This is a genomic window from Sphingomonas crocodyli (assembly GCF_004005865.1).
Taxonomy (GTDB): Bacteria; Pseudomonadota; Alphaproteobacteria; order Sphingomonadales; family Sphingomonadaceae; genus Rhizorhabdus; species Rhizorhabdus crocodyli.
The window spans coordinates 1-26,437 of sequence record NZ_SACN01000007.1 but is presented as its reverse complement, the minus strand read 5'-3'; the positions used below and the strand labels follow the sequence as shown (position 1 = coordinate 26,437).

The following is a 26,437-nucleotide window of genomic DNA, read 5'->3' as shown; positions in this document are numbered from 1 at the left end:
TGCGGGCATGGCTGGGGCCGACCGAACCGACATGCTTTACCTGCTGTCACCAGGCCAGGGGATGCGGTCCTGCGATTGGCTGCTGCCATCCCTCGAGAGGATGGCCCCGGCGATTGGGGGCGAAGCGGGGTCTGTCCGGTCGGGGCTACCTGGGATGCGGTCTCTGACGCCCGCAGTGGATCGGCCCTGTCTTTCCTTCGAAACCGCAAGTCGCCTCCGCCTGCCGGCGGGTTCGTCCAGCACATGCCGGCGAGAAGCGATGCGCATCCGCTTCTGAACCGGATGACTTCGCGCCGACCTGTCACGGCCCGGATGCGGAGCGAGCTCTGCTCCGGGCCGGTCCTGCATCCCCAGGCTGATCGGGCGAGGGGATGGTGGAGTGACTAACCCAAATGGTTCGTTCTGTCAAGTATGTTCTTTGAATGTTCTTGTGCGGCAATCCATCTCGACCGCTGGAGATGGATTGCCGCGTCGCCTGCGGCTCCTCGCAATGACGAGTGGGGAGGAGGGAGGATCGAGGTAGGTCAAAGCGCCTCGACCAATTCCTCCGCCAGTTCGCCGAGCCGGCGGGCGGCGTCGCTTTGGCGGTCGGAGCGCAGGAAGACGCAGGCGACGTCGGGCAAAGGGGGCAGGAGCGCCGCATCGAGCACGGGGAGGTCGTGGAGGAACAAGGCGGTGCGGCTGGTGATGCCCAGACCGGCGGCGACGGCGGCGCGCAAGGTCGACAGGTTGGGCGTTTCCACTGCGATGCGCCACGGCCGGCCGGCAGCGTCGAGCGCGGCGGTCGCGGCTTCGCGGAAGCGGCACGGCTTTTCGAGGACGACGAGCGGCAGTTCGTGCTGATCGGTGAGGGCGGCCTCGCCGAACCAGACGGTCGGCGCCTGGCGCACCGCGCGCGGATCGCCCGCCGCCGCATAGCCGATCGCCAGATCGAGCTGGCTGCGATCGAGCATCTCCTGCAATTCGGCGGTGCCCGCGACGCGCGCATAGATCTGCGCATCCGCATGCAGTTCGGCGAAGCGCGCGAGCAGGCCGGTGAGCAGCGCATCGGCGAAGTCCTGCACCATCCCGACTCGCACCGGCCCGGCAAAGGCGCCCGCGCTGACGGCGGCCACCGCCTCGTCATGCAGCGCCAGGACGCGGCGCGCATAGCCGAGCAGCAGATCGCCCGCCGCGGTCAGCGCCAGGCGGCGGCCGTCGCGGGTGAAGAGGGGCTGTTGCACCAGTTCCTCGAGCCGCTTGATCTGCAGGCTCAGCGCCGATTGGGTCACGAAGACGCGTTCGGTGGCGTTGAGCATCGATCCGGTGTCGACGATCGCCACGAAGCTGCGCAGCATGTTGGTGGGGAGGTTCACGGCCATATCAGCGCTCCTGTCCCGCCCGTACGGAAGCGGCGAGTGCAGCCGAGCTTTCAACGGCTAAAGTCTTTCTGGGATTCGTCGAAAATCGGGAAGTTAGCGACGGTAAATCAATGACTTGTGCGACCATAAAGTTTTCCTGATAGGTCATCTCAGCTAAACTCTATTGAAACGATAGAGATTTGTCGAACCCTAAGGGGCATGACGAACCCATCCTCCTCCGTGCCGCAGCGGCTTTTGCGTTCGCGCTGGCTGTCGCCGATCCTGCTCCTTGCCGTGTGGGAGGGCGCGTCGCGCGTCGGGCTGATCCCAGACCATGTGCTGACCGCGCCGTCGCAGGTGCTGCTGACCCTGATCGCGATGATCCGGTCGGGCGAGTTGCCGACCAACCTGATCGTCTCCTTCGGCCGCGCGGCGGTCGGGCTGGGCATCGGGATTGCGGCGGGGATGGTGCTGGGCCTCGTGGCCGGTCTTTCGCGACAAGGGGAGGCGCTGGTCGATCCGCTGATGCAGATCAAGCGCACGATTCCGGTGGTCGCGCTCGCGCCCTTGTTCATCGTCTGGTTCGGGATCGGGGAGACGCCGAAGATCGCGCTGATCGCCTTCGCGACGCTCTTTCCGGTCTATCTCAATCTCTACAACGGCATTCGCGGGGTCGACAAAAGGCTGGTCGAAGGCGCGTTGAGCTTCGGGCTTAACCGCTGGCAGCTGATCGCGCACGTCATCCTGCCCGGTGCGCTGCCGTCACTGCTCGTCGGGCTGCGTTATGCGCTGAGCATCGCGATCGTGCTGCTGGTGATCGCCGAACAGATCAACGCCAGCGCCGGCCTCGGCTTCCTGATCAACAATGCCCGCGACTTCATGCGCACCGACATCATCGTCGTGTGCCTGATGGTTTACGCGCTGCTCGGCCTCGGCGCCGACCTGATCGTCCGCGCCATCGAGAATCGCGCGCTCGCCTGGCGTCCCAAGCTGGTGGAGGCATAAGATGACCGTTGCCTATTTCCCCAATGTCGGTGAACCCAAACCCGTCGTCCGCCTGCGTGGGCACAGCCGCCGCTTCGGCGAGAATCTGATCCTCGACGATCTCGATCTCGACATCGCACCGGGCGAGTTCGTCGCGCTGCTCGGCCATTCGGGATCGGGCAAGACGACCTTGCTGCGGACGCTCGCCGGGCTCGACACTCCGGATGGCGAGGACGTGACGATCCCGTCGCAGCGCGCCGTGGTGTTTCAGGATGCGCGCCTGCTGCCGTGGAAGCGGGTGTGGAAGAATGTGACACTGGGCCTGAAGGGTCGCGACGTCCGCGACAGGGCTGAAGCCGCGCTGGCCGAAGTCGGCCTGTCGCACCGGCTGGAGGCGTGGCCGCTGACGCTGTCGGGCGGCGAGGCGCAGCGCACCGCATTGGCGCGCGCGCTGGTCCGCGAACCTGAATTGCTGCTGCTCGACGAACCTTTTGCTGCGCTCGACGCGCTGACCCGGCTCAAGATGCACGAACTGGTGCTCAAGCTGTGGCGGGTTCACCGGCCCGCCGTCCTGATCGTTACGCACGACGTCGATGAGGCGATCGCGCTGGCCGATCGCGTGCTCGTCCTCGCCAAGGGGCGGATCGTCGCCGAGGAGCGGATCGAGGCCGAGCGCGGGCAACGCACCGCCAGCGTGCGCGAACTGCGCCGCCGCCTGCTCAACCATCTGGGGGTCACGTCGCACAGCGGCACCTATGCCGATGCCGTCGCGGGCACCCCTCTTCTCTCGGAGGCTGCCGAATGAACGCGCTTGCGCCCATCACCAAGCCGACGCTGACGCGGCTCTACGATCTGATCGAGGGGTTCGACGATCTGCTGTCCGAACGCCCGGTCGAAAGTGCGATCCTGGCGCGCGGCGGGCGGTTGCTCGCCGATTTGATCGCGACCGACGACTGGCTGCCCGAAGCCTATGCGACGCCGTCGAAGGAGCGTTACCAGCAATATCTGCTCTATCGCGATCCGCGGTCGCGCTTCTCGGTCGTTAGCTTCGTCTGGGGGCCGGGGCAGGCGACGCCGGTGCACGATCACCGCGTGTGGGGCCTGATCGGCGTGCTGCGCGGCGCGGAGCTTTCCGAACGCTTCGCGATCGACGGGGAGGGCGCGCTGCGCAAGGCGGGCGATGTCCAGGTGCTCGAACGTGGGACGGTCGACGCGGTCTCGCCGCGCATCGGCGACATTCATCGCGTCGCCAACGCCTACGATGATCGCACCTCGATCAGCATTCATATCTACGGGGCGGATATCGGCGCAGTCGATCGCTTCACCTATGGGCGCAGCGGGCTGAAGAACCCGTTCGTGTCGGGCTATGCCCCGCTGCCGGCGCTGATCGCATGACCGCGAGCATCACCCCGCAGGCGGTGCGCGCCGCCCTGATCGCGCGTGATGAGATTGCCATTGTCGACCTGCGCGACGAGGCGGCGTTCGCGACCGGCCATCCCCTGTTCGCAAGCCAGCTGCCGCTCGACCGGATCCTTGTGGAGGCGGAGAACCGCTTCCCGCGCCGGGATGCGACGATCGTCCTCTACGATGATGGCGAGCATCTGCCTTATGTCGCCGCCGGCATGTTTCGCGACCTCGGCTACACCGATGTGCGCGTGCTGGCGGGCGGGCTGCAGGGTTGGCGCGACGCGGGCTACGAACTGTTCGAGGACGTCAACAGCTATTCCAAGGCGTTCGGCGAACTGGTCGAGCATCGGCGCGGTACGCCGTCGCTGCCCGCGCCCGAAGTGCAGGCGCTGATCGACGCGAAGGCCGATATCGCGATCCTCGATGCGCGGCGGTTCGACGAATATGCGACGATGAGCCTGCCCGGCGGCGTCAGTGTTCCGGGCGCCGAACTGGTGCTGCGCGCACCCGAAATCGCGCCCAGCCCCGACACGACGATCATCGTCAATTGTGCAGGGCGGACGCGCAGCATTATCGGCGCACAATCGCTGATCAACGCAGGTCTGCCGAACCGGGTGGTCGCGCTGCGCAACGGGACGATCGGCTGGACGCTGGCCGGGCAGACGCTTGCGCATGGCAGCTACCGGCGCTTTCCCGACGTCGCGGACGATGCCGAAGCCCGCAACCGCGCGCGCAACGTCGCCTATCGTGCGGGCGTGAAGCAGATCGATGCTGCGGAGCTAGTGCATCTGGCGGCTGACACGCGGCGCACGCTCTATCGCTTCGATGTGCGCACGCCCGAGGAGTATGCGGGCGGCCATCTGCCCGGCTTCCTCTCCGCGCCCGGCGGGCAGCTGGTGCAGGAAACCGACCATTTCGCGCCGGTGCGCGGCGCCCGCATCGTCCTGTCCGACGATCGGGGTGCGCGGGCCGACATGACGGCAAGCTGGCTCGCGCAATTGGGATGGGAGGTGTTCGTCCTCACCGGTCCGCTGGATCTGAGCGAAACCGGCAATCCCCACGCCTTCCCGCCCCGCTCGAAAGAGGGGCGCTACCGCCGCCCCTATGAGGGCACCGACAATCCAGCCGCCGCGATGCAGGCCTATCTCGATTGGGAATATGGCCTGGTCGATCAGCTCGCGCGCGACGGCACCCACGGCTTCTTCGTCATCTGAAATCGCAACAGGAGACTGTCCATGACCGTCAAGTTCATCGGCTATATCGGCTTCAACAATGAGAGCGAGCTGCACGGCCCGCGCCAGCTTCGTCCGCTCGACAAGGATTATGTCGAGGCGGCAGCGAAGGCGCAGGAGGAGGGCGGGTTCGATCGCGTCCTGATCCCCTTCGGATCGAACAGCCCCGAAAGCCAGATCGTCGCCGCGCACGCCGCCGCGATCACGACGAAGCTCGGTTTCCTGATCGCGCACCGGCCCGGCTTCACCCAGCCGACGGTGGCTGCGCGCCAGTTGGCGACGCTCGATCAGCTGTCGGGCGGGCGCGTCGCGGTCCACATCATCACCGGCGGCGCCGATGAGGAGATGGCCAAGGACGGCGACGTTTCGAACAAGGCGCAGCGTTACGCCCGCACCGACGAATATCTGAAGGTGCTGCGTCAGGAATGGACGGCGGAGAAGCCGTTCGACCATGACGGCGACTTCTATCGTATTCGCGGCGGCTATGCGGCGGTGAAGCCGCAGAACCTGCCGGTCTTCTTCGGCGGCTCCTCGCCCGAGGCGATCGACGTCGCCGGCCGCCACGCCGATGTCTATGCACTGTGGGGTGAGACGCAGGAGCTGGTGCGCGAAAGCGTGTCCGCGATCCGGGCGTCGGCCGCGCGTTATGGTCGCAATCCCGGCTTCTCGCTGTCGCTGCGCCCGATCATCGCCGATACCGAGGAAGCCGCATGGAAGCGCGCCGATGAGATCGTCGAGATCGTGCGCGAGATCCGCAGCAAGGCGGGTCTCCAGACCGAAGGCCACGCCCCGCCGCATGCGGGCGCGCAGCGTCTGCTCAAGACGGCCGCTGCCGGCTATCGTGCCGACACGCGGCTGTGGACCGGCCTCGCCGCCGTCGCGGGCGCGCAGGGCAATTCGACGGGCCTCGTCGGTACGCCCGAGCAGGTCGCCGACGCCTTCCTCGATTATTACGATCTGGGCATCGATCACTTCCTGATCCGCGGCTTCGATCCGCTGGGCGATGCGATCCAGTACGGGCGCGAGCTGCTGCCGCTGGTGCGCGAGCGTGTCGCGCGCCGCGATGAGGAGCGGCAGGCGCGGAAGGCGGTTGCGTGAAGCGTCTTCTTCTCGCGTTCGGTTTCATCCTCGCTCTGGCCGGTTGCGGCCGGGGCGGGGAGGGGGACGAGCCGGTCCTGCACGTCGGCAGCCAGCGCGGCGGCACCAAGGCCGTTATGGTGGCGAGCGGCGTGCTGGAAGGCGCGCCCTACCGCGTCGAATGGTCCGAATTTCCGGCTGCGCAGCATCTGCTGGAGGCGATCGGCAGCGGTGCCGTCGATGTCGGGCTGGTCGGCGATGCGCCCTTCATGTTCGCCTATCAATCGGGCGGGCGGGTGAAGGCGATCGGCGCGCAATATGTGAAGGAACGGCCGACCGGCGCGCTGGCGCTACTGGTGCCCGCGACATCGAAGATCCGCACGCTCGCCGACCTGAAGGGCAAGACGGTGGCGACGGGGCGCGGATCGGTCGGCCACTATCTGATCATCCGTGCGCTGGCGGCGGCCAATCTGCCGGCGGATTATGTGAAGATCAGTTTCCTGTCGCCCGGCGACGCCAAGGCGGCGTTCGCTTCCGGGGCGATCGACGCCTGGTCGAGCTGGGCGCCCTATACGTCGGCGGCGATCCGCGAGGGTGCGCGCACGATCGTCGACGGGCATGATTTCGTGCGCGGATATGGCTTCGACGTCGCCAATGTGGAGTCGGCGAAGACCAAGCATGATCTGCTCGCCGACTTCCTGCGGCGCGAGGCGAAGGCGCTCGAATGGAAGCGCGCGCATAATGAGGAATTCGCGGCGGTAATGGCGAAGGAAACCGGCCTGCCGATCGAGATCGCGCGCGATTATGGCGCGAAGAATGGCCGCCAGTCGGTGCCGATCGATGCCGAGATCATCGCCGATCAGCAGCGCGTGCTCGACGATTTCAGGAATGCCGGCGCGATCGAGGGCAAGCGCAAGCTCGCCGACGGGTTCGACACCAGTTTCAACGCGGAGAAGGTGGCATCTCGATAGCGTCATCCCGGCGGAGGCCGGGATCTCAGCGAGCATTACACGCCAAGCTGGCCGCAAGAGCCTCCTGAGATCCCGGCCTCCGCCGGGATGACGAGAGGGGGCAGGCGACCACCAACCACAACAACGGACCAGGCCGCCGAAGCAGAGCTTCGGAGGAGGGGCGGCCTGCATCCATCGCAGATCGATTTTGGGGAACGCATATGAAGACCATCACTCTTGCGGGCGTCGCGCTCGCCGCCATTGCTGCGCCCGCATTCGCGCAGGATGCTGCGCCCGTCGCCGACGATGCGGATGCCGGCACGATCGTCGTCACCGGATCGCGCAGCCGCAACGCCCGCACCGTCGCCGACAGCCCGGTGCCGATCGACGTGATCAGCCCGGTCGAACTGAAAGCGACCGGCCGCGTCGGGCTGAAGGAGGTGCTGGGCAACATCATCCCGTCGCTGACGATGCCCGCGCTGGGCGGCGGCGGCACGTCGGCCAGCGTGCGGCCGATCTCGATCCGCGGGCTTTCGGGCGACTATCTGCTCGTCCTCGTCAACGGCAAGCGCCGGCATACGACCAGCCTGATCAACAATCTCTCGCGCGTGTCGGGCGGCTCCACCCCGGTCGATATCGATCTGATCCCGACCAACGCGGTCGGGCGGATCGAGGTGCTGCGCGATGGCGCCGCCGCGCAATATGGGTCGGACGCGATTTCGGGCGTGATCAACATCATCCTCGATAATGCTCCGTCGGGCGGCGAGTTTTCGAGCACCGCCGGGCAGCTTTATGAAAAGGGCGGCAAGCTGCTTCAGCAGCAGATCAGCTATGGCACCCCGTTGGGCGACGGGGGCTTCGTGCGTGCGGCGATCGAGGCCAAATATCATGATCGCGCCGACAGCTCGGCCGAGCCGGTGCCGCTGATCTTCCCGCTGGTGAACGGACAGCCCGATCCGCGCGAAGGATCGGTCGATCATCTGATCGCGGGCGGATACGGTCGATCGAACCGCGACAAGATCGTCAATTCGTCGCTCAACGCCGAACTGCCGCTGGGCGAGGCGACGCTCTACAGCTTCTCGACGCTCAGCTACCGCAATATCGACGACAAGCGCGGTTCCTACTTCCCCTCGCCGACCGGCTTTGGCGGGCAGGCGAATGTGCAGGGTTTCAACTCGCTGCCGCAAATCTACCCGTCGGGCTTCCAGGCGCGGCGGCGAATCTGGGAATGGGATTATCAGAGCGCGCTGGGCGTGAAGGGCGATCTGGGCAGCTGGGCCTATGATCTGTCGACCAGCTATGGCCGCGACAATGTGAAGCTGGGCGCACAAGGCACGCTCAATCCTTCGATCGGCCCGTCGAGCAAGACCAGTTTCTTCATGGGGCGCCAGATCCAGACCCTGTGGGTCAACAATGCCGATCTGAGCCGCGAGTTCGACATTGGCTTTGCCGAGCCGCTCGAACTCGCCGTGGGCGTCGAGCATCGCTGGGAGAAGTTCCAGAACAAGGCAGGCGAGCCGGACAGCTATCGCGACGGCGGCTATGTGATCCCGCGCGATGGCACCGCGTTCGGCACCGCTTATGGCGGGCGGGCGCCGTCGCCGGGCCTCGTCTCGTTCACCGGCACGTCGCCAGCCGACGCGAACAGCCTCACGCGCAACAATTACGCTGCTTATGTCGATCTATCGACCAACGTGACGAAGGCGTGGTTCGTTGGGATCGCCGGCCGTTTCGAACATTATGACGACAGCGCGGGCGATACCGTGTCGGGCAAGATTTCGACCCGGCTGGAGATCGCGCCGGGCCTCGCGATCCGCGGCGGCGTCAACACCGGCTTCCGTGCGCCGTCGCTTGCGCAGACCGGCTTTTCGACCACGCAGAACACCACGACGGTGATCGGCACGACGCGAACGTCGACCACCGCGAAGTTCCTGCCGGTGAACAGCGTCGCGGCGCTCGCGCTGGGCGCAAAGCCGCTCAAGCCGGAGAAGTCGCTCAACTATACTTTGGGCTTCACCTTCGAACGCGGCCCTGCGCGGCTGACGGTCGACGCCTATCAGATCGACGTCGACGATCGGATCGTGAAGACCGAATTCCTCGGCACGTCGGCCAATGGCGGCAGCGCGGTGGCGGCGATCCTGCGCGCGAACGGAGTCGCCAATGTCGATAGCGCGCAATTCTTCACCAACGCGCTCGATACGCGGACGCGCGGCATCGACGTGGTCGGCGAGTATGTTCTGCGCACCGCCAGCCTCGGCGATTTCCGGCTGAGCGCGGCGTTCAGCTACAACAAGACGAAGATCACCGACGTGATCGCCAATCCGGCGCAGCTCGCCTCGCTCAACGTCACCCTGTTCGGGCGGCAGGCGCAGCGCGATCTGGTGGTCGCGACCCCGCGTACCAAGACGGTGCTGTCGAGCAACTGGACCTCGGGCCGGTGGCACGCGCTGGGGCGGCTCACGCGATACGGCAGCTATATCGAATCGAGCAATGTCGCGAGCGGCGATCGGCAGTTCGGCGCGAAATGGGTTACCGATCTCGATGTCGGTTATGACGTCAGCGATCATGTCACGCTGTCGGCGGGCGCGAACAATTTGTTCGACGTCTATCCGCAGCGCGAAGGCCTGATCGCGGCGGATGGATCGGGCGCTTACGGAAACTTCGCGCCCTTCGGCCTGAGCGGCGGCTTCTATTATGGGCGGGTGACGGTGCGCATCTGACACCCCTTTAAAAGCGGCGCGGCTTGCGCCAACCTCTGTCCGGCAGGATTCGGGTTGGGGGCAACCATCGGATGATCGCACGGCTGGCAAGGCTGATACTTCTGGGCGCGGGCCTTGTGCTCGCGTCCCCTGCCTTGCCGGATCAGATGAGCTTCGGCCCGATGGTGCAGCGGGCGCCGTCGATCGGCATCACCGACATGGATCGCCGCCGCCTTGCCGCGGCGGCGGACAGGCTGGCGCCGCAGCGGCCGGGCATCGCCGATGCCTATGTCGTCGTCGCGGCGCTCGACAGCGATCCGGTGTTCGGGCGCGAGGCACGGGAGGCGGCACGGGTGCTCGCGCGACGCTATGGCGCCGATGGGCGGACGTTGCTGCTCGCAGGCGGCGATGGCCGGACGATCGAAGCCTTGCCGCGCGGCAGTCTCGAAACGCTGGAGACCGCGATCAATCGGGTCGCGGCGGTGATGGACCGCCAAGAGGATGCGCTGATCCTCTACATTACCGCACACGGCACCCCGGCCGGGCTCGCCTATCGCGAGCAGGGCGAGTTTCTGGCGACGTTGCCGCCGACATGGCTCGATTATGTCCTGCGCCACGGCCGACTGCGCAATCGGCTGGTGATCATCAGCGCGTGCTTTTCGGGGCTGTTCGTGCCGAGCCTGTCGACGCCCGAAGGCGCGGTGATCACGGCGGCGGCAGCCGATCGCACCTCCTTCGGCTGCGCGTCGGATAATGACTGGACCTTCTTCGGCGACGCCCTGATCAACCACGCGCTGCGCAAGAATCAGCCGCTCGCCACCGCCTTCGGGGAGGCGAAGGGGCTGGTGGGAAGCTGGGAAGCGAAGGGCAAATTGATCCCGTCGAACCCGCAGATCGCGATCGGCGCGCAGGCGGCGTCCTGGCTGCGCCCGATCGAGGCGCGAATGCCGAAAGAGGCCGGGGCGCCCGTCGGCCGCCCCTCAATCGAATCGATCGACCTGGCGATCGCCGCCAACCACTGATCGCGTCAGGGCATGTCCTGCAGGAAGGCGCCGATCGCCGCCAGCGCGGCGGGTTCGTCGAGCATCGGCGCATGGCCGACATCGGGTATCGCGGCAAAGCGGATCGTGGGGGCGGTGGCCGTCATCCGCGCGGCGACGTCTTCGGCCAGCAGATCCGACAGCGCGCCGCGCAGCAACAGGACCGGGCGATCCTTGGCCAACAGATTCCAGAAGGTCCACGGATCGACATCGGGCGCGCCGCCGGCAAAGCCCTTGGCGATCGCCGGATCATAATCGGCCGTGATCGCGCCGTCCTGCTCGCGGAACATGCGCCGCGCCATCGCGTCCCAATCGGCGCGGGCATAATGGGGCAGCGCATGCTCATTCTGTCGGCGAAGATGATCGGCGGCGTCGGCCCAGCTGGTTATCGGCGATGCCTGCCCGACATAGGATGCGATGCGCGTCAGCCCTTCCACCGCCAGTTCGGGGCCTACATCGTTGATGACCGCCGATGCGATCAGATCGGGGCGGATCGCGGCCGTGGCCATCGTGATGAGACCACCCATCGATGTGCCGACGAACACCGCCTTCGCGATACCGAGCCCGTCGAGCAGCGTGGCGACATCATCGACATAGAAGGGGATTTGATAGGTTGCGGCCGGATCGCGATCGGAAAGGCCGCGGCCGCGCACGTCGATCGCCAATGTGCGCCGCCCGCGTGCCGCCACCCACGGCGCGAGCTCGCCGAAATCGCGGCCATTGCGGGTCAGGCCGTGCAGGCAGATGACGGGCAGGCGCGCATCGCCATCGGCGGCGGCATAATCATAAGCATGGAGCCGCAGCCCCTCGCGCGATTGCCACCAGCGATGCGCCGGCGCGATCATGTGTCCGCCCCCTCATCGTCGCGCGGCGCAAGGCCGTGCGCGATCAGATCGCCCGCGACGCGCGCGACTTCGTCGATCGGAACGTCGCCGCCCCACACGCCATAACGCAGCCCCAGGAACACGTTCATGCCCATGATCGCCCAGGCGCGGATTTCGGAGGTGCCGTCGCTGACGTCGCCCGCCGCGCGCGCGGCTTCGAGGCGGCCGGCCATGCGGGTCGCGGTGCTCTGATAATGCTGGCGATAGCTGGCGGGATCGACGAACTCGGCCTCATCAATGACGCGATAAAGTTCCTTGTGAAGCTGCGCGAACTCGAGGAAGGCGGCCTGCGCCGCGCGTTCGGCGCTGATCGGATCGGGCTGCCCCACGACGCGCGGGGTGACGTAGTCGCGGACCTGCTGGCTGAGATCGCGGACCAAAGCCGTGAAGATCTCCTCCTTGCTGTCGAAATAGGTGTAGAAGCTGCCGATCGCGACGCCGGCGCGCGCGGTGATCCGGCTGATCGCGCCTTCGTGAAATCCGTTCTCGCCAAACTCTTCGCTCGCCGCGTCGAGCAAAGCGCGCAGCGTCTTGCGTCCGCGTGCCGATCGCGGGGTCTTGTCGCCCCGCGTCGCAGCTACAGCCTGCGCCTCAGCCTTGTCCGATTTCGCCTTTGACACGCGCACATCCCCTCCGGGCATTTTTCAATTTGAAACCCGGTTCAGGTTTCAGTATGTCCAGTCTCAACAAAGTGCAAGTCCGGCTCACGGCGCACATGAAACAGGAGAGGAATATGAAGGCGAATCTCGTCTCGCGTCACGTCATTCTCGCGCTGGGCGCCAGCCTGGCCGCTCCTGCCGCGCCATTGTGGGCGCAGGATGCCGCGCCGGCCGCGACCAATGCCGATGACGGCGTCGACATCGTCGTCACCGCGCGCCGCCGCGAAGAAACGCTCAAGGACGTGCCGATCGCCGTCACGGCCTATTCGGGCGCGGCGCTGGCCAAATCGGGTGCGATCGACGTCACCGACATTTCGAACACCACGCCGAACGTCACGCTGGAAGTGTCGCGCGGCACCAATTCGACGCTGACCGCTTTCATCCGCGGCGTTGGCCAGCAGGATCCGGTCGCCGGTTTCGAGGCGGGCGTCGGCCTCTATCTCGACGACGTCTATCTGAACCGTCCGCAGGCCGCCGTCCTCGACATCTACGACGTGGAGCGGATCGAGGTGCTGCGCGGGCCGCAGGGCACGCTCTACGGCCGCAACACGATCGGCGGCGCGGTCAAATATGTCACCAAGCGGCTGGGCGACGATCCGACGCTGTCGGCGCGCGCGACCTATGGCAGCTACAACCAGGCCGACGGCGTGGTGAGCGGCAGCGTGCCGATCGGCGACGGCACGGTGAAAGTGGGCGGCGCGGTCGCACGGCTAACGCGCGACGGCTTCGGCAAGAACCTGACCACCGGCCAGGAAAATTATAACAAGGATATCTGGGCCGGTCGCGGCACGCTGCAGATCGAGCCGTCGAGCGACGCCTTCTTCCGCCTGACCGGCGACTATACCCGGGATAAGAGCAACCCGCGCGGTGGCCACCGCCTGATTCCGGGCCTGTTCTCGGGCACGCCGATCCTCAGCGACGTCTATGACACGCAGGCCGGGCTCGTCAGCCCGAAGCAGGATGTGAAGGCGTGGGGCGTTTCGTTCTTCGGCGAGGTGAAGCCCGCCGACTGGCTGACCGTCCGCAGCATCAGCGCCTATCGCAAGGATGACAGCGCGACCCCGATCGACTTCGACTCGCTTGCCGCCGTCGATGTCGACGTGCCCGCTTATTACAATAACAAGCAGCTGTCGCAGGAAGTGCAGCTGCTGGTGTCGAGCGGCGGGCTGAACGGCCTGCTGGGCTTCTACTATCTCGATGCCTCGGCGCGCACGGTGTTCGACGTGCGCCTGCCCGGCGGCGTGACCGCGCTGACCTTCGGCAATGTCGATACCGATACGCGCGCGATCTTCGGCGACTTCACCTACGACTTTAACGAGATGTTCTCGGTGTCGGCCGGTGGTCGCTACACCTGGGACGAGCGCCGCTCGCAGGTGCTGCGCCAGACGTTCCTGGGCGGCGGATCGCCCTTCTTCGCAGGCGCCGGCACGTTGTTCGCGACCACGTCGGACTTCCGGGGACAGCAGACCTTCAAGAAGTTCACGCCGCGCGCCTCGGTCAGCTTCAAGCCGACCCCGGATCACACGCTCTACGCAAGCTATTCGAAGGGCTTCAAGGGCGGCGGCTTCGATCCGCGCGGCCAATCGAGCGCGGCGCCCGACAGCAATGGCGACGGCGTTCGCAGCGGGCAGGAAATCTTCGACTTCCTGTCCTTCGATCCGGAAACGGTCGACAGCTATGAAGCAGGCTACAAGGCCAGCCTGTTCGATCGCCGCCTGAACATCGCGCTCGCGGCGTTCACCGCCAGCTACAAGGACGTGCAGGTGCCCGGATCGGTCGGCACCACGATCAACGGGCAGCAGACCTTCATCGGCGTCACCACCAATGCCGGCCGCGCGCGCATTCAGGGCATCGAATATGAAGGCAATTTCCTGGCCGCACGCGACCTGCTGACCAGTGCGGATCGGGTCAACCTCGCGTGGACGATGGGCTATATCGACGCGAAGTATAAGCGCTTCATCGACAGCCGCGGCATCGACGTCGCCAATCGCCGCGCCTTCCAGAACACGCCGAAATGGACCGCGAGCGGCACGTTGAGCTATCATGCGCCGATGGGCTCGGGCGCGATCGATCTGAACACCACCGTCTCCTATCGCAGCCGCACGCAGCAGTTCGAACTGCGCACGCCCGGCCTCGATCAGAAGGGCTATGCCCTGTGGGATGCGAGCATCGTCTATACGACCGAAAATGATCGCTGGACCTTCGGCCTCCACGGCCGGAACCTGCTCGACAAGCAATATATCGTGTCGGGCTACAACTTCCTCGCCCAGAACCCCGATACCGGCGCCTTCACCCGGACGACGGGCGGCGCGCTCGTCCCGACGCTGGGCCGCGAAGGCGTGCTGACCGCCTATTACGGCAATCCGCGTCAGGTGTTCGCGACGGTCGGCTTCAAGTTCTGAGGCCGGACATGGCGACCACTCCCGCACCAGAATCTCCCTTGGGCGACTCTCCCCCGGCCGGCGCTGCTCCCATAGCGCCGGCCACCCCCAACGGGCGCATCGTGCTCCTCGGGCTGCTGCTGGTCGCCTACACCTTCAACTTCGTCGATCGGCAGATTCTCGGCATCCTGGCCGGGCCGATCAAGGAGTCGCTGGCGCTCAGCGATACCCAGCTCGGCCTCCTCGGCGGGCTGGCTTTCGCGATCCTCTATTCGACGCTTGCGGTGCCGATCGCCTTCCTCGCCGATCGCTGGAGCCGCAGCTGGGTGATCACCTTGTCGCTCGCGATCTGGAGCGGGTTCACGGCGTTGTGCGGGGTCGCGACCAGCTTCGGGCAGATCTTCCTCTACCGGGTGGGTGTCGGCATCGGTGAGGCGGGCGGGGTCGCGCCATCCTATGCGATGATCGGCGACGCCTTTCCGCCCGAACAAAGGGCGCGGGCGCTGTCGATCTATTCGCTCGGCATTCCGCTGGGTTCGGCGCTCGGCGTCCTTGCGGGCGGCTATATTGCGGCAACGGTCGACTGGCGCACCGCCTTCCTCGCCGTCGGACTGGCGGGCCTCGCCTTCGCGCCGATCTTCCGCCTGTGCGCGCGCGAGCCGAAGCGGACGGTGACGGCGGCTGCGCCCGCGCTGCCCTTCGGCGCGGTGATGCGGATCCTGGCGGGCAAGCGCAGCTTCTGGCTGCTCTCCTTCGGCGCGGCCTCCTGTTCGATGATGGGCTATGGCCTCGCCTTCTGGCTGCCGTCGCTGATGCTGCGATCCTTCGGGCTCGATCTGGTCGGCACGTCGCAATTTTTCGGCGGGCTGCTGCTCACGGCCGGCGTGGTCGGCGTGTTGGCAGGCGGCTGGCTCGGCGACTGGCTGGGCAGGAGCAACAAGGGCGCCTTCGCCTGGGTGCCCGCCGTCGGCTTCACGATCGCGACGCCCCTGTTCATCGCCGGTGTGATGTCATCGTCGGTCACGGCCGCGTTCGTGCTGTTCCTGATCCCACAGGCGCTGGCCTATATCTGGCTCGCCCCGGTGATCACCGCCGTCCAGCATCTCGTGCCCGCAATGGCACGCGCGACCGCTTCGGCGTCGTTCCTGCTGATCAACAATCTGATCGGGGTCGGCTTCGGCGCGCTGTTCATCGGGCGCCTGTCCGACGCGCTGACGCCGCAATATGGCAGCGAGGCGTTGCGCATGGCGATCGTCGGGTCGCTGGGCTTCTATCTGCTCTCGGCGATCCTGCTCGGGCTGGGCGGCCGCGCGCTGAAGGACGACTGGATCGACTAAAGCACCGGCGTCAGGTCGAAGGCTTCGGCGATCAGCTTGTAGCTGTGCTTGCGGGCTTCGTGGTCGGACATGATGTTGACCAACATCACCTCCTGCGCGCCGTAGAGGGCCGCGACCTCCTCGATCATCGGGCGGACTTCGGACGGGCTGCCCATGATGCGGCGGCGATTGCCGGCCTGCAGCGGATTGGGGTTGTGGATCGCCCATTCGACCGCGCGCTCGACCGACGGAATCTTGATCAGTTCGCCGCGCATCATGTGCGCGAACATCATCGCGGCGGGCAGCGCCTGACGTTCGGCCTCTTCGCGCGTATCGGCGGCGATCGCGAAGCTCGACACCATCAGGTGCGGCTTGTCCGCCCAGCGCGACGGCTGGAAATGCTGTCGATAGAGGTGGGCGAGGGGGACGGCCTCGGGGTTGATGAAGTCGGCGATGCAATAAGGCAGCCCCATCTCGCCTGCCCAGCGCGCGCTGTCGGGCGATGAGCCGAGCAGCCACGGATCGGGCGATCCGGCGGTGCCGTCGGGCAGCGATCGGGCGAGGGTGGAAAAGACATGGTCGGCGGGCAGGCTGTCCGACAGATAAGCGAGCAGTTCGGTCAGGTGCTCGGGAAAGTCGTGGCTGGCGATGCGGCGGCTGCGATCGCGCTGGAGCGCATAGGCGGTCCGCTGATCGGTGCCCGGCGCGCGGCCGATGCCCAGATCGATCCGGCCGGGGGCGATGGCGCCCAGCAGACGGAAGGTCTCCGCAACCTTGAAGGGCGAATAATGCGGCAGCATGATCCCGCCCGAACCCACGCGGATCCGTTTCGTAGCGAGGGCGACGGGGCCGATCAGCGCCTCGGGCGCCGATCCGGCCAACCCTGCCGACGCATGATGCTCGGCCATCCAATAGCGATCATAGCCCAGCGCATCGACGGTGCGGGCAAGGTCGATCGTGTTCTTCACGGCATCGGCGGCGGTAAACCCCTCCGGCACCGGCGACTGATCGAGGACGGAAAGGCGGAAGGGGGCGCTCGTCATGCTTTAAGATGTAGGCGCCCGCTTCCGCGATCCAATGATGGGCTTTCTTTAGGCAGGTTCAGCAAAGCTGAGTCCGCGAAAGCTCAATGCTTGGCCTTCCACGCCTTCACCGCGTCCATCGTGCCTTTGACGTGGCCGGCGGGGCTCATCGCCGAATGGACGAAGACGATCTTGCCGTCGGGCGCGATGACGTAGGAGGTGCGGTCGCTCCAGCCCGGCTTGAGCGCGAGGCCGACATCATAGCCCTTGATCGTCGCGGGCGTGGCGAGGCCGACCGCAAATTTGTCGCGGCATTCGGCCGTAGAGAATTCGGCGATGCGATCGGCATTGCCTGCGGTCAGGCCGATCACGGTCGCGCCCATCTTCTTGAAGTCGTCGGTCGCCTCGGCGAACTCATGCGCCTCGACGGTGCAGCCCGATGTGAAGGCGGCGGGGAAGAAATAGAGGACGACCGGCCCCTTCTTGAGCGCGTCGGCCAGCGAGAAGTTGAACGACTTGCCGGCGATCGCCGCCGTGGTCGTAATCGCGGGCGCCTTCGCGCCGACGGGCAATGCGGCGGTGGCGGGGCTGGCGAGCAGGGGGGCTGCGCAGGCGAGGAGCAACAGACGCTTCATGGGAATCCTTTCGGGGCGAATGCTTGAAGGGAGGCTAGCCTGCGCGGGTCGGCTTGGCCACTGCCAGCATCGGCGCGGGCGTCTGCAGCGCGTCGCCGGGCAGCAGGAAGCGCACCGTCTTGTTGGCATAATCGACCGACACCCGATCGAAGCCGCGCAACACATCCATGCCCAGCAGCATCGCGGGCTTCTTCGACAGACCGAGGCGGTGGAAGATCTGCGCGTCGGCGAAGGCGACCGGCATCGTATCGATCGTGACATTGCCGATCCGCGCTTTCGCGATCGCGCCATAGTCGGCAACGGTGGTGCCGCCCGTCACGCTGATGATGTTGATCGGGGTGAGGGGGCCGAGGCGGCCGCGCTTCTTGAGTTGCGCGCGCAGCGCCGGATTGCCGACGGTCACGGCGGAGCCGGTGTCGATCACCACGGCGATACGCTGCCCGTCCGCCATCGCGTCGACCATGATCAGCTGGCCCAGCTTGCGCCGCGCGGTGACGACGATCTCGTCGCTTTCCGGCTTGGGCGGGCGGGCGGCGTCGGCGATCGTCATCCGCATCGCCTTGAAATCCATCACGACCCGCTTGGTGCGCAGGCTGTCGATGCCCAGCAGTCCGGCGGCGCCCAGATGGGTTTCGGACATCAGCGGCGCGCGCAGGCCGGTCAGCCCATTATTGCTGCTCGCAAGGCGGAGCGTGGGCACGACGGCCGTGTCGACGATGGCGAGCCCGCTGATGCTCAGCACCTTTTGGGGGCCGCCAGCATCGAGCGCGAGGCGGTTGGCGAGTTCGCGCGAGATGACGGTGCGTTCGGCGGCGGTATCGACGACGAAGGGGTAGGGGCCTGCGCCTGCGACGGTGACGGGCACCGTCATGCGCTGGCTCAGGTCATGGGCGCCCTGCACCTGTTCGGACAAAGTTTCGGGCGGGGCCGAAGCCGAAAGACCCACGCCCGCCGCAAGTATCAGGCCCAGTCGTCCCCACGTCGACATTGACCCTCTCCCTTTCTCTTAGATGAACGCAGACTACGCCTCGCGTCGTTTCTCTACAAGCAGGGGAACCCCCGATGGATCGGCGGGTTTTGATCGCCGTCCTGACACGAAGGAGTTCACAAAATGCGCAGGATTGTGACGATGGGGCTCGCCGCGGCGAGCCTGGCGGCGGCGGTGATGCCGGCGACCGCGTGGGCGGGGGATGAAGATGAAGCGCGCGTCGCGATTGCGGCTGCGCGCGCCAAGATCGATGCCGGCGAAAAGGCAGGCGTCGGTGGGCAGGCGGCCGATATCCAGGCCCGCGCGCGCACCGCGCTCGATGAGGCGATGGTCCAGTTCAAGAAGGGCAAGGACCGTGCGGCACTGGCGCAGGCGCGTCAGGCCGATGCCCTCGCCGACCTCGCGTCGTCGACCGCCGAGCTTCGCACGATCGAAGGCGAGCGCGACAAGCTGGCTACCCGCTGAGGAGAGATACTATGAACCGGATGATGATCCGCCTGGTGGGCGCGACCGCGCTCGCCGCGATGGCGGTGCCGGCGCTCGCCGACAAGACCGACAAGCTGGTGACCGACCAGTATCGTGAGAAGATCGCGGTGGCCGCCGCCGAACCCGGCGTGGCCGAGTTCGGATCGGCCGAGATCGCCAAGGCGCGCGATCGGATCGCCGCGCTCGACAAGAAGCTCGACAACGACAAGGCCGGCCAGGCCGAGGCGGTGGCGGGTGAGATCGACACTTTGCTCGAAACCGCGCGCACCCGCGCTCGCGTCGCGATGGCCAAGAAGGATCTCGATACCGCGCAGGCCGATGCCAAGGCGCGGAACGATGCCCAGCTTCAGAATGCGCAGGCCAATGCGGCTGCCGCCCAGGCCGATGCCCAGGCGGCGCGTGCCGAAGCCGATCGCGTCAAGCAGGCGATGCGCGACTATCAGCTCCAGCAGACCCAGTTGGGTGCGACGCTGGTTCTGCAGGATGTCGTGTTCCAGACCGGCAAGGCCGATCTGAAGCCCGGCGCTGCCGAACGGCTTCGTCCGCTGGCCGCCTATCTGCAGGCCAATCCGAACGTGAAGGTTCGGATCGACGGCCATACCGACAGCCAGGGTTCGGACGCCTATAACCAGACCCTGTCGGAAAACCGCGCCGCCGCCGTGCGGACCGCGCTGGGCGGCATGGGTGTCGCGCCCGATCGCGTCACCGCCGTCGGCCACGGCGAATCCACGCCGGTCGCGGACAATATGAATGCGGCAGGCCGCCAGCAGAATCGCCGCGTCGAAGTGACGCTGGTGGGGCAGCAGGCCGCCAGCTTCGCGGCGCTGCGCTGATCCGCTGCGCCGAACCGACGCATAAACGCGACGCCGTCCGACCCGACAGGGCCGGGCGGCGTTCGCACGTCTGGACGGCAACGAAACGATCTGAAATGGGGAAGGCATGATCGATCGGCGACAGAGCCTTGGGCTCATCGGTACCACGCTTGCCTGGGCGCTGGCGGCGCGCGCAGGGGCGGCAACCCCGTCACTGGCCAAGGGCCAGCCCTTTTCGTGGGAATGGTTGCAAGGCCATGCGAAGTCGCTCGCGACCGGCAAGCCGCGCCCGCTGCCCAAACCGGTGCCCGCCGCGCAGGCGATCGATTATGACGCGGTCAACCGGATCCAGTATCGCGCCGATCGGACGATCGGGGCCGATGATGGCTATGGCATGCGGCTGTTCCCGCTGTCGCGCTATGCCAATTCGCCGGTCGAACTGTTCGTCGTCACCAAGGGCATGGCGCGCCACGTCGAACATGAAGGCGCCTTGTTCGAAATCGTCCCCGGCGAGGGGCCGGCGCCCAAGCCGCTCGACGGCGTTGCGGGGCTGCGCCTGATCAACAAGGGCGGGGTGGGCGACTGGCTCGCTTTCCTCGGCGCCTCCTATTTCCGGTCGGCGGGTGCGCTCGACCAATATGGCCTGTCGGCGCGCGGGCTGGCGATCGACACGGGGATCGACGGGCGCGAAGAGTTTCCGCAGTTCACATCCTTCTGGGTCGCGCGCGAGGCGCCCGGATCGATCACCATCTATGCCCTGCTCGAAGGGCCGAGCGTCGTCGGCGCCTATCGCTTCGTCAATCGCGACCAGCGGCCCAAGGGTGTCGTGCAGGACGTCAGCTGCGAACTCTTCTTCCGCAAGGATGTCGAGCGGCTGGGCATCGCCCCGCTGACCAGCATGTTCTGGTATGACGAGGGCAATCGCCCGCAGGCGATCGACTGGCGCCCCGAAATCCACGATTCGGATTGTCTGGTGGTGCATAACGGCGCGGGCGAGCGCCTCTGCCGCCCGCTGGGCAATCCGCCGCGCGCGACGATCAACAGTTTCTCGGACGAAAACCCGCGCGGCTTCGGCCTGCTCCAGCGCGATCGCGACTTCGATCATTATCAGGATGACGGCGTCTTCTATCACAAGCGGCCGAGCCTGTGGGTCGAACCGAAGGGCGATTGGGGCGCGGGCGCCGTCTCGCTCTACGAAATCCCGACGCAGCGCGAGGTCGACGACAATATCGTCGCCTTCTGGAGCCCTTCGGCGCCGGTGAAGGCGGGCACATCGCTGACCTTCGACTATCGGCTGCGCTGGATCGGGGGCGAGCCCGATGCCGATCCGCTCGCGCGCGTCGTCGATCGCTGGACGGGCATCGCCGGGCGGCCGGGCCATGATCCGATCCCCAATGCTCAGCGGCTGGTGGTCGATTTCGAAGGTGCGTCGCTCAAGGGCCTCGATCGCAATTCGGGCGTCCGCGCGGTGGTCGGCGTCGATCGCGGCAAGGTGATTTCGGCCGATGCCTATCCGGTGGTCGGCACCACGAACCGCTGGCGGCTGATCGTCGATCGATCGATGGAGAAGCAGCCGGTGAACCTGCGCGCGACGCTGGAGATCGGCGATCGGGCCATCACGGAAACGCTGATCCAGCAATTTTACTGATCGGCCGCTTTTGTTGATCGCCTGGCGAACGGAACAGACGGCAGGCCCGTCTGTTGGGGCGTCTGGGCGCGCATTGACACCTTTTTGCTGGATTTTCCGCGGCCCAGGGGCGACCGAAGTTTTGCATGCATGACGCGCGGATGAACGAAGTGAACAAAAACGAGGCCGATGACGCCCCGTTCGGCACCGATGTCAGCATCGATCCCGGCCCCACCACCCATGCCGATCTGCCGCCCGAAACCCCGATCGAAATGCCGATCCAGGATTTCGGCGCGCTGCCGACCGTGCAGGTGGATCAGGAACAGCCGCTGCGTTCGCTGGTTCTGCGCCGCGCCTTCCTGATCATCGGCAGTTTCCTGTGCGGCCTGCTGGCGGCGCAGGAAATGTTCACCCCGCTCCAGTCGGACGGGGTCGACCTTATCGACGCGGGTTTCTTCCTGTTGTTCTTCGGCCTGTTCGCGTGGATCGCCTTCGGCTTTCTGAACGCGGTGGCGGGTTTCTTCGTGATGCTGGCGCGCGGGCCGATGGTGCCGGGGCCGGCGATGAAACTGTCGCTGCCTACCACACGCACCGCCGTCTTGATGCCGATCTATAATGAGGATGTGCAGGCGGTTTTCCGTCGTCTCCGTCTGATGTCGGAATCGATCGCCGCGATCGGCGCCGCCGACCGGTTCGACTTCTTCATCCTGAGCGATTCGGCCGAAGAGGCGCTGGCGCGCGAACATCCCGCCTTCCGGCAGCTGCGCGCCGAAAGCGCGTCCGCCGTCTATTATCGCCGCCGCAAGCTCAACACCGCGCGCAAGCCCGGCAATATCGGCGATTGGGTGCGGCGCTTCGGTGGCGGCTACGATCATATGATCGTGCTCGACGCCGACAGCCTGATGAGCGGCGCGGCGATGGTGCGTCTCGCCACCGCGATGGAGGCACGGCCGGGCATCGGCCTGATCCAGACGGTGCCAGCCTTGCTCAACGGTCGCACGATGTTCGCGCGCTGGCACCAGTTTGCGGCGGCGCTCTACGGCCCGGTCGGATCGGCGGGACTGCGCTGGTGGTCGGGGACAGAGGCGACCTTCTGGGGCCACAATGCGATCGTGCGCTGCCGCGCCTTCGCCGAAAGCTGCGGCCTGCCCGCGCTCGACGAAGATGTGCTGCTGGGCGGCCATATCATGAGCCACGACATGGTCGAGGCCGCCTTGCTGCGGCGGCGCGGCTGGGCGGTGCATCTGGTGATGCTGTCCGACGGCACCTATGAAGAATATCCGCCGACGATGATCGATCATGCGATCCGCGATCGGCGCTGGTGCCAGGGCAATCTCCAGCATCTGCGGCTGCTGCACACGCGCGGCCTGCACTGGATCAGCCGGCTGCAACTGGTGATGGGCGCATCGGCCTATCTCACCTCGCCGCTCTGGCTGCTGCTGATCTTTGCGGGAATATTCGAACAGGTGCGCGCCGATTTCGACGGCTTCCTGCTGATCTCGTCGGGTTGGCTGCTGACGCTGACGCTGATCTTCCTGTTCGGGCCGAAGGTGGTGGCGCTGGCGGCGCTCAGCCTCGACGATGCTCTGCTCAAGAGTCTGGGCGGCTGGCGCAAGGTGCTGCGCGGCGTCGCGGTCGAAATCCTGATCTCGATCGTGACCGCGCCGGTCACCATGCTGACCCAGACGATGGCGATCGTCAGCATCCTGCGCGGGCGGCACAGCGGCTGGTCCCCCCAGCGGCGCGAGACCGAAGGGCTGCTGTTCGGGGAGGCGCTGCGTTATTATCGCTGGCATCTGGCGTTGGGCGCGCTGCTGATGGGCGGGATCGCCGCCGGCGTCGACGGGTCGATCTGGACGCTGCCGGTCGCGCTGGGCCTGCTGCTCGCGCCCGCCACGGCCTGGCTCAGTTCGCGTGCGTCGGTCGGCGACTGGCTCGTGCGGCGTGGCATATTGTTGTCGCCGGCCGACTCGATCCGCTTCGATCAGCCGCCGGAGGACGAAGCCGCGCTCACGTTGCAACCCGCGGCCGCCTGATCGGTCAGCCGAACTCGTCGACGATCAGGTCGGGCGCGACGCCCAGATAGCGCGCGCAGGCGGATGCGATCCGCGTGCTGGCCCGCCCGTCGCCATAAGGTGATCCGCCCACGACCATGCGTGCGCGACTGGCGGCGCAATCGATCAGGCGCAGTGTCTCGCTCGCTATTCGATCGCCGCCGGTGCCGATCAGCAGTGCCGCGCCGCTTTCGACGGCCTCCATCCTTTCGCTGACCTCGCGCAACACCAGCACCGGCCTGCCCAGCGCGGGCGCCTCCTCCTGAATGCCGCCGCTGTCGGTGACGACGAGCAGCGACGCCGCCATCGCCGCGATCAGATCGGGATAATCGAAAGGCGCAGTCAGCCGGATATTGGCGATCCGCCCCAACTGACGGTGAGCGCGATCGTGAAAGGCGGGATTGGGATGGACCGGATAGACGATGTCCACATCGGGCCGGCGGATGGACCGGATAGACGATGTCCACATCGGGCCGGCTCCGTGCAATCCGGCCGAGTGCCGAAAAGATCTGATCGGCTCGGTCGATACTTTCGCGGCGATGGAGCGTGAACAGGATCGACGGGCGGGCATGTGGCTTGGGTTCGAGCCGTTCTGAAATGTGGAGCAGGGCATCGATTACGCTGTTGCCGGTGGTCAGGATGCAATCCTGTGCGATGCCTTCGGCCGCTAGTCGCTGCGCGGCCGATCTTGTGGGCGCGAAATGCAGTCGGGTCGCGATCGCGATCGCCTGCCGGTGCATTTCCTCGGGAAACGGGCTGTCGAGGCGGCCGGTGCGCAGGCCGGCTTCGACATGGGCGAACGGGATCTGGCGGTAGAAAGCAGACAATGCCGCGGCGTAGGCCGACAATGTGTCGCCTTGGCCGATCACGAGATCAGGCAGGGTCGTGCCAAGGCAGGCATCGAGCGCCTGGATCAGTCGGCCGAGTTGAGCCCCGAGCGTGTGGCCATCAGTGGCAATCCCCAGATCGATATCGGCGGTCAGGCCGAAATGCGCGAGTTGTGGTGCGACGAGATCGCGATGTTGCCCGGTGGAAACGATCATCGTCGAAAGATCGCCACGGGCGCGCAGGGCCAGCACCACCGGCGCCATCTTGATCGCTTCCGGCCGCGTGCCGACCACGCACAGGATCACCGGCTTGCGCATCCGTTTCCGCCCCCCAACACGGAACCGAAATTATCGATCAATTGAGCGCTTTCGCAAGTCCGCCCCCCGATGTGGACCATGAAGTGATCACAGCCGATATTTCCTTTCGTGCGAAGTTGCGGCAAAGCGGCGATCGCAATTCACCCTCGGGGTCTGATCACAAGGCTTTCCATGCTGTCTAAACTGCTTCGCCGTTCGCGTTTGCCGGCTACGTCTCTTGCGCTCGCGATCATGCTTTCGGGATGCGCGTCCCTTCCCTCCAGTGGCCCCACCGCGGGTAAGGTCCGGGCCGCGGCGAATGATCCTCGTGGGCTCGGTTTCCAGATCGTCAATCTCGACGCGACGGCGTTTCGCCAGCTTGCGGGTGCGACCGGCCCGACCACCGAGGGACGTTTTGCTCCGCTGGCGCAGGACGCCAGGGTCGATCGCATCGCGCCGGGCGACGAATTGCAGATCAATCTCTACGAAGTTGGAGTGACCTTGTTCGGTTCGCCTTCAGGTTTGGGTGAGACCGCAGCTGGAGCCGGGCCGGCGGTCGAGAGCGGCGCTGCTACTGCGCGGCGTTTCGGGCCACTTACAGTGGCCAGCGATGGCACGATTCGCTTGCCTTATGCTGGCAGGCTGCAGGTTGCGGGTAGCACCGCTTACGACGTTCAGCGCATGATTGAGCAGGCTTTTGCTGGTAAGTCGCAAAATCCACAGGCGCTGGTAACGATTGTCTCTAGTCCGGCGAACAGCGTGTACTTGTTCGGCGATGTAGCTCGTCCCGGTAGGCAGCAACTTACTGCTGCGCGCGAACATATTCTTGATACCCTCGCGGTGTCCGGCGGTGCCAGAATCGCCAGCGATGATACGACCGTGCGGCTCACCCGCGCCGGTCAAACCGTCGCTATGCGACTCGGGGATATTCGGCCGAGCAGTTCCGATGATCTCCTGCTTCAGCCGGGCGATCGCGTGGAACTGGTCAAGGAGCCGCGCAGTTACAGCGTGTTCGGCGCCAGCCAGCGAGTGTCGCAGGTGCCGTTCGAAGCGCCGAGCGTTTCGCTTGCCGAAGCACTGGCCCGTGTCGGTGGTCCGAACGACGCGCAGGCGGATCCGAGTGCGGTGTTCCTCTTCCGCTATGATGCGGCGGCGGTCGCGGCCGGCAAGCCGATCATCTACCGGCTCGATCTGATGCGGCCCGAATCCTATCTGATCGCGCAGGCATTCCCAATGCGTGACAAGGATCTGATTTATATCGCGAATGCTGCGTCTGGCCCTGTCACCAAATTCGTCAGCATCATCAACCAGCTCTTTGCTCCGGTGCTGACGGCAGTGGTCGTGAGCGACCAGATTCGGAACTGATTCGAATGGCGGGGTGCCGTCGCACCCCGCCAAAACCCCCGGTTTTCGGGCTTCCCAAAAAAATGAAATCGGGTTGTCATAAAATTGCTTGACCCGACTCAGGGTCGAGCATAGAAGCCCCTTCACCGGCGGCGGTGAGTTGGTTTTCCCGGTTCGCTTCCGCGCCTCCTAATCGGATCGTTAGAAACGATCTCCTCCGGATCCAAGGTTCGGGGCGGTTAGGTGGCGTTTCGGTTCTTTGACATTGTTGGATTGATGAAGGGACGTGTGGACGGCGGTTGGCCGGCTGCTGTGGGCGTTGAGGCCACGGTTAGTCGGTAAACTTAATGCCGTTCCATATTGTCCTGCTTACACA

22 protein-coding genes and 1 pseudogene are annotated in these 26,437 nt (G+C 66.1%); 15 read left to right on the top strand and 8 right to left on the bottom strand.

Annotation, left to right across the window (positions count from 1 at the left end; translation table 11 throughout):
• Positions 1–524: 524 nt before the first annotated feature.
• Positions 525–1,361, bottom strand: coding sequence for a LysR substrate-binding domain-containing protein (locus EOD43_RS23460; protein ID WP_127746867.1), 837 nt, complete (start codon positions 1,359–1,361; stop codon positions 525–527).
• 198 nt (positions 1,362–1,559) lie between these two features.
• Between EOD43_RS23460 and EOD43_RS23455 the strand changes: the two genes are divergently transcribed.
• The 8 genes from EOD43_RS23455 to EOD43_RS23420 all read left to right on the top strand — a co-directional run bounded on the left by EOD43_RS23455 (position 1,560) and on the right by EOD43_RS23420 (position 10,711).
• The gene (locus tag EOD43_RS23455) at positions 1,560–2,345 is read left to right on the top strand and encodes an ABC transporter permease (protein ID WP_127746866.1); all 786 of its coding nucleotides are present in this window, start codon (positions 1,560–1,562) and stop codon (positions 2,343–2,345) included.
• Between the two features lies 1 nt (position 2,346).
• On the top strand, positions 2,347–3,129 hold the full coding sequence (locus tag EOD43_RS23450) for an ABC transporter ATP-binding protein (protein ID WP_127746865.1): 783 nt from the start codon (positions 2,347–2,349) through the stop codon (positions 3,127–3,129).
• On the top strand, positions 3,126–3,719 hold the full coding sequence (locus EOD43_RS23445) for a cysteine dioxygenase family protein (protein WP_127746864.1): 594 nt from the start codon (positions 3,126–3,128) through the stop codon (positions 3,717–3,719). The genes EOD43_RS23450 and EOD43_RS23445 overlap by 4 nt, the downstream gene beginning before the upstream one ends.
• Positions 3,716–4,945 carry a rhodanese-like domain-containing protein gene (locus tag EOD43_RS23440; RefSeq protein ID WP_127746863.1) on the top strand — a complete coding sequence of 410 codons (1,230 nt, stop codon included), beginning with the start codon at positions 3,716–3,718 and terminating at the stop codon, positions 4,943–4,945. Before EOD43_RS23445 ends, EOD43_RS23440 begins: the two co-directional genes overlap by 4 nt.
• A 21-nt stretch (positions 4,946–4,966) precedes the next feature.
• Positions 4,967–6,061 (top strand): LLM class flavin-dependent oxidoreductase, encoded by a 1,095-nt coding sequence (locus EOD43_RS23435; RefSeq protein WP_127746862.1) that lies wholly within the window; start codon positions 4,967–4,969, stop codon positions 6,059–6,061.
• Complete coding sequence (locus EOD43_RS23430) at positions 6,058–7,011, top strand: ABC transporter substrate-binding protein (protein ID WP_127746861.1); 954 nt, start codon at positions 6,058–6,060, stop codon at positions 7,009–7,011. The genes EOD43_RS23435 and EOD43_RS23430 overlap by 4 nt, the downstream gene beginning before the upstream one ends.
• A gap of 200 nt (positions 7,012–7,211) precedes the next feature.
• Complete coding sequence (locus tag EOD43_RS23425) at positions 7,212–9,710, top strand: TonB-dependent receptor plug domain-containing protein (protein ID WP_127746860.1); 2,499 nt, start codon at positions 7,212–7,214, stop codon at positions 9,708–9,710.
• 71 nt (positions 9,711–9,781) lie between these two features.
• Positions 9,782–10,711 (top strand): C13 family peptidase, encoded by a 930-nt coding sequence (locus EOD43_RS23420; RefSeq protein ID WP_127746859.1) that lies wholly within the window; start codon positions 9,782–9,784, stop codon positions 10,709–10,711.
• A gap of 5 nt (positions 10,712–10,716) precedes the next feature.
• Here EOD43_RS23420 and EOD43_RS23415 read toward each other — a convergent pair whose 3' ends face one another.
• Positions 10,717–11,574, bottom strand: a complete 858-nt coding sequence (locus EOD43_RS23415) for an alpha/beta fold hydrolase (RefSeq protein WP_127746858.1) — start codon at positions 11,572–11,574, stop codon at positions 10,717–10,719.
• Positions 11,571–12,233: a TetR/AcrR family transcriptional regulator gene (locus tag EOD43_RS23410; protein ID WP_240653489.1), complete on the bottom strand. Its 663-nt coding sequence runs from the start codon at positions 12,231–12,233 to the stop codon at positions 11,571–11,573. The genes EOD43_RS23415 and EOD43_RS23410 overlap by 4 nt, the downstream gene beginning before the upstream one ends.
• A 113-nt stretch (positions 12,234–12,346) precedes the next feature.
• On the opposite strand from EOD43_RS23410, the gene EOD43_RS23405 reads away from it, so the two are divergent.
• Both EOD43_RS23405 and EOD43_RS23400 read left to right on the top strand, forming a co-directional pair.
• Positions 12,347–14,674, top strand: coding sequence for a TonB-dependent receptor (locus EOD43_RS23405; RefSeq protein ID WP_127746856.1), 2,328 nt, complete (start codon positions 12,347–12,349; stop codon positions 14,672–14,674).
• Positions 14,675–14,775: 101 nt separating this feature from the next.
• The gene (locus EOD43_RS23400) at positions 14,776–15,990 is read left to right on the top strand and encodes a spinster family MFS transporter (RefSeq protein ID WP_240653488.1); all 1,215 of its coding nucleotides are present in this window, start codon (positions 14,776–14,778) and stop codon (positions 15,988–15,990) included.
• Here EOD43_RS23400 and EOD43_RS23395 read toward each other — a convergent pair.
• The 3 genes from EOD43_RS23395 to EOD43_RS23385 all read right to left on the bottom strand — a co-directional run bounded on the left by EOD43_RS23395 (position 15,987) and on the right by EOD43_RS23385 (position 18,614).
• A complete protein-coding gene (locus EOD43_RS23395; protein ID WP_127746854.1) occupies positions 15,987–17,012 on the bottom strand; it encodes an LLM class flavin-dependent oxidoreductase in 1,026 nt (341 codons plus the stop codon). The genes EOD43_RS23400 and EOD43_RS23395 overlap by 4 nt on opposite strands.
• An 83-nt stretch (positions 17,013–17,095) precedes the next feature.
• Positions 17,096–17,626 carry a peroxiredoxin gene (locus tag EOD43_RS23390; RefSeq protein WP_127746853.1) on the bottom strand — a complete coding sequence of 177 codons (531 nt, stop codon included), beginning with the start codon at positions 17,624–17,626 and terminating at the stop codon, positions 17,096–17,098.
• Positions 17,627–17,660: 34 nt separating this feature from the next.
• The gene (locus tag EOD43_RS23385) at positions 17,661–18,614 is read right to left on the bottom strand and encodes a retroviral-like aspartic protease family protein (protein ID WP_127746852.1); all 954 of its coding nucleotides are present in this window, start codon (positions 18,612–18,614) and stop codon (positions 17,661–17,663) included.
• Between the two features lie 123 nt (positions 18,615–18,737).
• Here EOD43_RS23385 and EOD43_RS23380 point away from each other — a divergent pair, with 123 nt between their 5' ends.
• The 4 genes from EOD43_RS23380 (at position 18,738) to mdoH (ending at position 23,575) form a co-directional block, all read left to right on the top strand.
• Positions 18,738–19,079 (top strand): hypothetical protein, encoded by a 342-nt coding sequence (locus tag EOD43_RS23380; protein ID WP_127746851.1) that lies wholly within the window; start codon positions 18,738–18,740, stop codon positions 19,077–19,079.
• A gap of 11 nt (positions 19,080–19,090) precedes the next feature.
• Entirely contained in the window at positions 19,091–19,933 is an 843-nt protein-coding gene (locus tag EOD43_RS23375) for an OmpA family protein (RefSeq protein WP_127746850.1), read from the top strand.
• Between the two features lie 106 nt (positions 19,934–20,039).
• Positions 20,040–21,560: an OpgD/OpgG family glucan biosynthesis protein gene (locus EOD43_RS23370; RefSeq protein ID WP_127746849.1), complete on the top strand. Its 1,521-nt coding sequence runs from the start codon at positions 20,040–20,042 to the stop codon at positions 21,558–21,560.
• A 140-nt stretch (positions 21,561–21,700) separates the two neighbouring features.
• The gene (mdoH, locus tag EOD43_RS23365; protein WP_127746848.1) at positions 21,701–23,575 is read left to right on the top strand and encodes a glucans biosynthesis glucosyltransferase MdoH; all 1,875 of its coding nucleotides are present in this window, start codon (positions 21,701–21,703) and stop codon (positions 23,573–23,575) included.
• A gap of 4 nt (positions 23,576–23,579) precedes the next feature.
• On the opposite strand, the gene EOD43_RS24115 is transcribed toward mdoH, so the two are convergent.
• Together EOD43_RS24115 and EOD43_RS24275 are read right to left on the bottom strand one after the other, a co-directional pair.
• Positions 23,580–24,062 (bottom strand): UDP-N-acetylglucosamine 2-epimerase, encoded by a 483-nt coding sequence (locus tag EOD43_RS24115; protein ID WP_276318219.1) that lies wholly within the window; start codon positions 24,060–24,062, stop codon positions 23,580–23,582.
• A gap of 22 nt (positions 24,063–24,084) precedes the next feature.
• Positions 24,085–24,684: pseudogene (locus EOD43_RS24275) on the bottom strand (UDP-N-acetylglucosamine 2-epimerase); the annotation flags it as partial.
• A gap of 225 nt (positions 24,685–24,909) precedes the next feature.
• On the opposite strand from EOD43_RS24275, the gene EOD43_RS23355 reads away from it, so the two are divergent.
• The gene (locus EOD43_RS23355; protein WP_127746847.1) at positions 24,910–26,082 is read left to right on the top strand and encodes a polysaccharide biosynthesis/export family protein; all 1,173 of its coding nucleotides are present in this window, start codon (positions 24,910–24,912) and stop codon (positions 26,080–26,082) included.
• Positions 26,083–26,437 lie beyond the last annotated feature (355 nt).